This window comes from Blautia sp. CAG:257 (assembly GCF_000433815.1).
In the GTDB taxonomy this organism is placed as follows: domain Bacteria; phylum Bacillota; class Clostridia; order Lachnospirales; family Lachnospiraceae; genus Blautia_A; species Blautia_A caecimuris.
In genome coordinates this window covers 513-7,559 of record NZ_HF999126.1, presented here as the reverse complement: position 1 = coordinate 7,559, position 7,047 = coordinate 513, and the positions used below count along the sequence as shown (strand labels likewise).

Genomic DNA, 7,047 nt, shown 5'->3' with positions numbered 1-7,047 from the left:
GCTACCGGAACATCAAATCCTGCTCCTTCTTTTTTTATATCAGCCGGGGCAAAATTCACTGTGATCCTTTTTGGCGGAAGCGCGATCTCATTGTTTTTAAAGGCTGTCCTCACTCTGTCCTGAGCCTCCTTTACCTGAGCAGAGGGAAAGCCCACCATAATAAAAGACGGCAATCCGTCGCTTACATCGGCCTCCACCTGTACCGGATGTACTTCCATACCGAGGATCACTGCAGATAATACTGCTGCAAACATAACACTCCTTTCTGCGAAAATCAGTCCCCGATCCCGTTTTTCACGAAAAAATAAAGCTGTACTTTTAAAGAATAACTACAAATGGAAATTCCAGCAGAACTGCTGTGTAAGAAATAGAAATTGAAAAGATGATTTGTCTGTTCTTTTATTATAGGGCTGAAGCCCCGGAAACACAAGCCCCAGCCACGGAAATGTGGCGATATTCCAAATCCCCGCCTGATACCAAAAAAGGCACCTATGGTTTTCCATACATGCCTTTTTGTTTCATGATATGATTTATGATCAGTTTCCTGCTGCCCTTTTCAGCATTTCCCATTCCTCAATTTTCTGAATATTTGCAATCTCATATTCATTAAAAATGGAACCCTGCTGAGCATCAAAGGTATCCGGATCCACGGTTCCCTGATACCAGGATTTGCCGTTAAAATAATCTGCAATACTCTGGGTCACAAAGATCCTTCCGTGGCGGGCATAGATCTCATTTTTTGCAAGCTCAAGCTGAGCCGACGAATACACAGATACCTCATCATCTGTCAGATACCTGCTGTTGCTTTCCGGGAAGAAATATTCTCCAGTCTGGCTGATCTGCTGATCCTGAGGCATCGGCGTTGGCGTTGCCGTAGGATCCGGTACAAGCTGAACCTGATTCCGGCTCATAATACAGTCCACACTTGGGAAAACAGCAGATACCGGTTCGCTGGTCACGATCTTTACATAAAGCTGTCCATTGTCAAAAATCAGATTCCCGGATGAACTGTTTCCGGCTGAATCGGAAAAATAAAATTTTGCCGCATTGCCGGCAACCTCAGCGGTTACATCTGCCGTCACTGTCTGGGTGTGATTACGGTCCGTCTGAGAAAAACTGAAGGATACGGTATCCAGACTGATATTATAAATATTCATTGTCACGGTTCCGTCTGTACTGTACCATTCATTCCAGAAATCATCCGGATTAAAGGCAGCCACCACTGTCGGAATCGGTGTAGGCGTTGCCGTGGGTCTCGGTGTGGGAGAAGGCGTTACGGATACCGCAAGGGTAGGGGCAACGGTAGGCCTGTTTTCCAGTGCTTCCAGCGCCTCCTGTTTTTTCTGCTCCTTCTGTGCGCTGGTTCGAAGGCCTACAAGAAGCAGCGCTGCGGCGCTTACCATTATAAAAACCGCAGTCAGTACACAGAGCAGTATTTTCAGTATCTCTCGTTTTCTTCTCATTATGTTTCACCTCTGTTCTGCACATACCCTTCATAACTGATTTCTTATGGCAGTTCTTTATTCTTTGCCGCTCCAGCAATAAGTACAAAGCTTGCACGGCTCAATATCAATAGAAGCCACAAGATCGTCAAGACGATGGTATTTCAGGGTCGTAAAGTTCAGCTCTTTGCGGATATCCTCCAGCATTCCCTTATAATTCTCAGAATCCGGATTTGCATAGTCCGCAAGAGTTTTTTCATCCACATTGTCACCTTCCCGCTTTGCGATCACTCTTCTTGTGATCAGATCCATCTCGGATTTTGAGCGGGAAAAATTCAGATATTTACATCCGTACAAAAGCGGCGGGCAGGCCGGACGGATATGTACCTCTTTGGCTCCGTTGCTGTAAAGGAAATCTGAAGTTTCGCGAAGCTGGGTTCCCCTTACAATGGAATCATCGATCATCAGAAGGCTTTTATCCTTGATCAGTCTGTGAACAGGGATCAGCTTCATTCTGGCGATCAGATTTCTCTGGCTCTGCTGGGTTGGCATAAAGGAACGCGGCCAGGTAGGGGTGTATTTAATAAACGGACGGGCAAACGGCACTCCGGAACGGTTTGCATAACCAATGGCATGGGCAATTCCGGAATCCGGAACACCTGCCACAATATCAGGTTTTACCTCTCCAAAATCACGCTCTGCCAGCATATCACCGCATTTATAGCGCATTTCCTCTACATTTACCCCCTCATAGGTGGAAGTAGGATATCCATAGTATACCCAGAGGAAAGAACAGATACGCATTTTGTCTCCGGGCTTCTGCAGAGTTTCAATTCCTTCCGGAGTCACTGCCACGATCTCGCCCGGTCCCAGAGACTTTTCATCTTCATAGCCCAGGTTGATGTACGCATGGCTTTCAAAGGAAACACACCGAGCACCGTCTTTTTTTCCAATAATAAGAGGAGTTCTTCCAAGACGATCTCTGGCTGCAAAAAGTGCCTTTGGAGTCAGGATCAGCATGGTCATAGATCCGTCTATCATTTCCTGTGCATAGCGGATTCCCTCTACCATAGTTGACTTCTGATTGATCAGAGATGCAACCATTTCTGTAGGATTCACATTTCCGCCGCTCATTTCCAGAAAATGTGTGCTGCCGTTTTTAAAAGAATGCTCCACAAGCTCTTCCATATTATTGATCTTACCTACTGTTGTAATGGCAAAATTCCCAAGATGAGAACGTACCAGCAGAGGCTGAGGCTCATTGTCAGAAATGCATCCAATTCCAAGATTGCCCTGAAGCTCTGATACGTCTCTGTCAAACTTTGTACGGAACGGGGAATTCTCAATATTATGAATGGCTCTGTCAAATCCCTTTGCCGGATCATATACAGCCATTCCTCCCCTTCTTGTTCCCAGATGAGAATGATAGTCAATTCCGAAAAACAGATCCAGCACACAGCTGGACTTTGAAGCTACTCCAAAAATTCCGCCCATAATTCTGTTCTCTCCTTATTATGTTTTTTCGCTACGTGAAGCTGAGTAATCACCAGTCTGTCTCAGACCGGCAATCCCTAGTTTGATCTTCCGTATTTACTGCAAGCATCATTATATAAAAACAGGAAAAATAAGTAAAGCCTTTATTTTGTTTCTTTTATAATACCTTTCCTGTAGGCTTCAAGAAGACGGGTAAGTTCCTGTATCCTTTCCCGCAAAGCTTTCCCGTTGTCTGTATCCCCTACAAGACGCCTTTTTGAAGAATAATGCACAGCCATCTGGCTGGATACAATGTCATTCCCTTTGGAAACCGCCTCCTCCGCAGAGGTAAACGGCTCATGGGCTGCAAGAAACAGGCCGTAAGAGTTATAGATCAGAGTGTAGCCTGCGATTCCGGTGACCTTCTGGTACGCCTTGCACAGACCGCCGTCAATGACGATCACCTTGCCTCCGCATTTCACCGGACTTTCCCCCTCGATCTGATGTACAGGAACATGGCCGTTGATAATGTGGCTTTTTGCCGGATCCAGCCCAAACTCCCGAAGCATGCGGTCCACTACCTCCTCCTTTTCCAGAAGCTGATAGTAAGCGCCCTTTTTCTCTTTTGCAATATCTTTATCTTCTATAAAATACCGTTCAAAGGTAGTCATTTTGTCTTTGCCGAACAGAGGGGAATTTGGTCCCGCCCAGATATACCACAGGATATCCTTTCCCTTTTTCTGTTCCTCTGCATCCACGGAAAAAAACGCCCTGCGCACATAGCTTTCCAGAATATCGTAAAGAGCCCTGCCACTGTAAGTTTCCCCGTAAACCTCTACTTCTTTCATGCTTCCGTCCTCATTAAGAGGAATGCAGCCATGAAAAAGCAGATTTCCGTTATAGATCTTGTACAGGCCTCCCACGTCAAGAAGAAGGCGCATATGATTCTGAAGCTTTTCACAGTTCCGGAAGGCTGCTTCCAGCCGCTCCATAACTTCCAGTTCTCCTGCAGTAAGCTCATAGGGATGTTCCCAGTCAATGGTGGGAAACAGATTGTCCCTGAGCGCATATTCCTTTCCGTCCGGCATGACAATGCTTCCCTTTTCCGGATCAATTCTGTGAAGAAGGCAGCGATCCTCCATATGAAATTCCCTGCGTTCCCTTAAAAGCTGACCCTCCAGCTTAAACTGGATCATGGCAATGGCCTTGTGCATTTTGCGCCCAAGCTCCTGTTCCAGAGAATGGTAGTCAGAAACACCCTTGATCCCGAACACTGTGCATGGGTCATCCTTATAGGTTTCCATGGCATAGGTGGCCAGCGGAAGCATGTTGATCCCATAGCCGTCCTCCAGAATATCCAGGTTTCCATAGCGGATACTGTTTCTTACTACTGTGGCAATGCAGGCTCTCTGTCCCACTGCCGCCCCCATCCACACAACATCATGGTTTCCCCACTGAATATCAAGAGAATGGTATTCCATCAGCCGGTCCATAATAAAATGCGGCCCCGGGCCTCTGTCAAAAATATCTCCCAGAATGTGAAGATGATCCACAACCAGACGCTGGATCAGCTCTGCCAGAGCAACGATAAAGTTTTCTGCTCTGCGGATCTCTATGATGGTATTGACAATGGAATTATAGTAAGCCTCCTTGTCAAGTACCTCCGCCTTCTCTGTGATCAGTTCCTCTATCACATAGGCATAATCCGGAGGAAGAGCCTTTCTCACCTTGGATCTGGTATATTTGGATGCGGTTGTCTTGCACACCTCGATCAGACGGTACAGAGTGATCTTGTACCAGTTTTCCATATCCTCCTCTGTCTTTTTCACCAGGCGGATTTTTTCTCTCGGATAATAGATCAGGGTGGCAAGGTCTCTTTTGTCATGATTGCTTAAGGTATGACCGAATACATCATCTATTTTTTTCCGCACAGCGCCGGAACCGTTCCTGAGAACATGAGAAAATGCCTCGTACTCTCCATGAAGATCCGACATAAAATGTTCTGTTCCTTTTGGAAGATTTAAAATAGACTGAAGATTAATGATCTCTGTAGAAGCTCTCCCAATAGTGGGGTACAGTTCTGCCAGACGCTGTAAATAGCGAAGTTCATCTTTTTTCATAATTGTCTCCTGTTGGAAAATTGTTTTGTAATATTTCCGTAATATATTATAACATGCTGCAGAAACTTCCTGTAATTCCGGATATCTTAAGGTTCTTTCTCGAGATGGCATATACATGCCAAAACACCTCCCAGGACAGCGACCTGTAAACAGTATCCGTCAGGTGATCACAGTAGCCTGACAGGACAATACCGTGTAAACAGCAGCGTCAGGCAGTCACACCACATCAAACAGGGAGAACTGATTGGACTGGGGAATATCTCCGAACAGCCCCAGATCGTCCATAAGATCGATGACTGTCTTACTGACCTTGGTGCGGTCACGGAAATCATCCTTGGACAGGAATTTTCCCTGCTTTGCAGCCTCCACCACCGCCTCCGCAGCCTTGTCTCCCATTCCGTCAATGCTGTTCAGAGGAGGAAGCAGCTTGCCGTCAATGATCTGGAAGCGGTTTGCATGGGAACGGTAAATATCAATAGGAAGAAACTCGAAGCCTCTGGCGTACATCTCCTGGACGATACGCATGTCCCTGATGGAATCCTGTTCTTTTTTTGACGCCTCGTCGCCTTTTTTTCGAAGCTCTGCCAGATAATATTCCAGCCTGTCCCGTCCCATACACATGGTCTCATAGGAAAAAGCAGTTGCGCGGATACTGAAAAACGCAGCATAGTATGCCAGGGGAATAAACACCTTAAACCAGGCGATCCGCCATGCCATCATAACATAGGCTGCCGCATGAGCTTTGGGGAACATGTACTTGATCTTTTTGCAGGACCAGATATACCATTCCGGAACATTATGCTCCCTCATAGTAGCCTCCCACTCGTCCCGGAGCCCCTTTCCTTTTCGCACGCTCTCCATGATCGTAAATGCAAGGCTGCTCTCCACTCCCATACTGATCAGATAGATCATAATATCGTCTCGGGTACAGATCGCTGTGGAAATGGTAGCCTTTCCTTCCTGGATCAAAGTCTGGGCATTTCCCAGCCATACGTCCGTACCATGAGCAAGTCCCGCGATCCGGACCAGATCCGAAAAATACTTTGGCTGGGTATCAATAAGCATCTGCATGGCAAAGTCTGTACCAAACTCCGGCACACCCAGACAGCCAAGCTTGCACCCTCCAATATCCTCCGGAGTGATGCCCAGGGCTTTTGTGCCGGCAAAAAGGGACATAACCTCTTTGCTGTCAAGAGGGATCTCCTGGGCATTCTTTCCGGTCAGATCCTCCAGCATACGGATCATGGTTGGATCATCGTGTCCCAGAATATCAAGCTTCAGAAGGTTTCCGTCAATGGAATGATAGTCAAAATGCGTGGTAATGATGTCGCTGTTCTCGTCATTTGCCGGATGCTGCACCGGTGTGAATTTTTCGATTTCCTCGCCTTTTGGCAGAACAATGATTCCTCCCGGGTGCTGGCCTGTGGTACGGCGGATGCCTGTGCATCCCTGAACGATCCTGTTGATCTCGCAGTACCGCTTGTGCTGACCATGCTCTTCAAAATAATTTTTCACATAGCCGAAAGCTGTTTTTTCCGCAAGAGTACCGATGGTTCCTGCCTTAAAGGTCTGCCCTTTTCCAAAAATAACCTCTGTATATTTATGAGCGTTTGCCTGATATTCACCGGAAAAGTTAAGGTCAATATCCGGCTCCTTGTCTCCCTTAAAGCCCAGGAAGGTTTCAAATGGAATGTCAAAGCCCTCTTTGATCATTTTTGTGCCGCAGTGAGGGCAGTTTTTATCAGGCATGTCACAGCCTGCCATTCCGCCGAATTTTTTTACCTCCGGGGAATCAAAATCGCTGTATTTACAATTTGGACAGATATAGTGCGGCGGCAGAGGATTGACCTCCGTAATACCTGACATGGTAGCTGCCAGAGAAGATCCTACCGATCCTCTGGAGCCTACCAGATAACCGTCGTCATTTGATTTCCACACAAGCTTCTGGGCTATGATATACATAACCGCATATCCGTTGGAAATAATGGAATTCAGTTCTTTTTCCAGACGCT

General features: G+C 46.6%; 5 protein-coding genes. All 5 read right to left on the bottom strand.

The window, feature by feature from the left end:
* A partial coding sequence (locus tag QVP40_RS13490) for a magnesium chelatase domain-containing protein (RefSeq protein ID WP_288200604.1) occupies positions 1 to 254 on the bottom strand: 254 nt, incomplete at its 3' end.
* Between the two features lie 282 nt (positions 255 to 536).
* Complete coding sequence (locus QVP40_RS13485; protein WP_022068889.1) at positions 537 to 1,463, bottom strand: YARHG domain-containing protein; 927 nt, start codon at positions 1,461 to 1,463, stop codon at positions 537 to 539.
* 57 nt (positions 1,464 to 1,520) lie between these two features.
* Complete coding sequence (locus QVP40_RS13480; protein WP_022068888.1) at positions 1,521 to 2,936, bottom strand: amidophosphoribosyltransferase; 1,416 nt, start codon at positions 2,934 to 2,936, stop codon at positions 1,521 to 1,523.
* Between the two features lie 143 nt (positions 2,937 to 3,079).
* Positions 3,080 to 5,035, bottom strand: coding sequence for a fructose-bisphosphatase class III (locus QVP40_RS13475; protein ID WP_022068887.1), 1,956 nt, complete (start codon positions 5,033 to 5,035; stop codon positions 3,080 to 3,082).
* Positions 5,036 to 5,251: 216 nt separating this feature from the next.
* On the bottom strand, positions 5,252 to 7,047 hold a 1,796-nt coding region (locus tag QVP40_RS13470), incomplete at its 5' end, for a PolC-type DNA polymerase III (RefSeq protein ID WP_288200602.1).

What these genes read in the sequence shown, in the direction of transcription:
- QVP40_RS13475 (WP_022068887.1), bottom strand. Translation starts at nt 5,035, where the DNA reads ATGAAAAAAGATGAACTTCGCTATTTACAGCGTCTGGCAGAACTGTAC.
- QVP40_RS13480 (WP_022068888.1), bottom strand. Translation starts at nt 2,936, where the DNA reads ATGGGCGGAATTTTTGGAGTAGCTTCAAAGTCCAGCTGTGTGCTGGAT.
- QVP40_RS13485 (WP_022068889.1), bottom strand. Translation starts at nt 1,463, where the DNA reads ATGAGAAGAAAACGAGAGATACTGAAAATACTGCTCTGTGTACTGACT.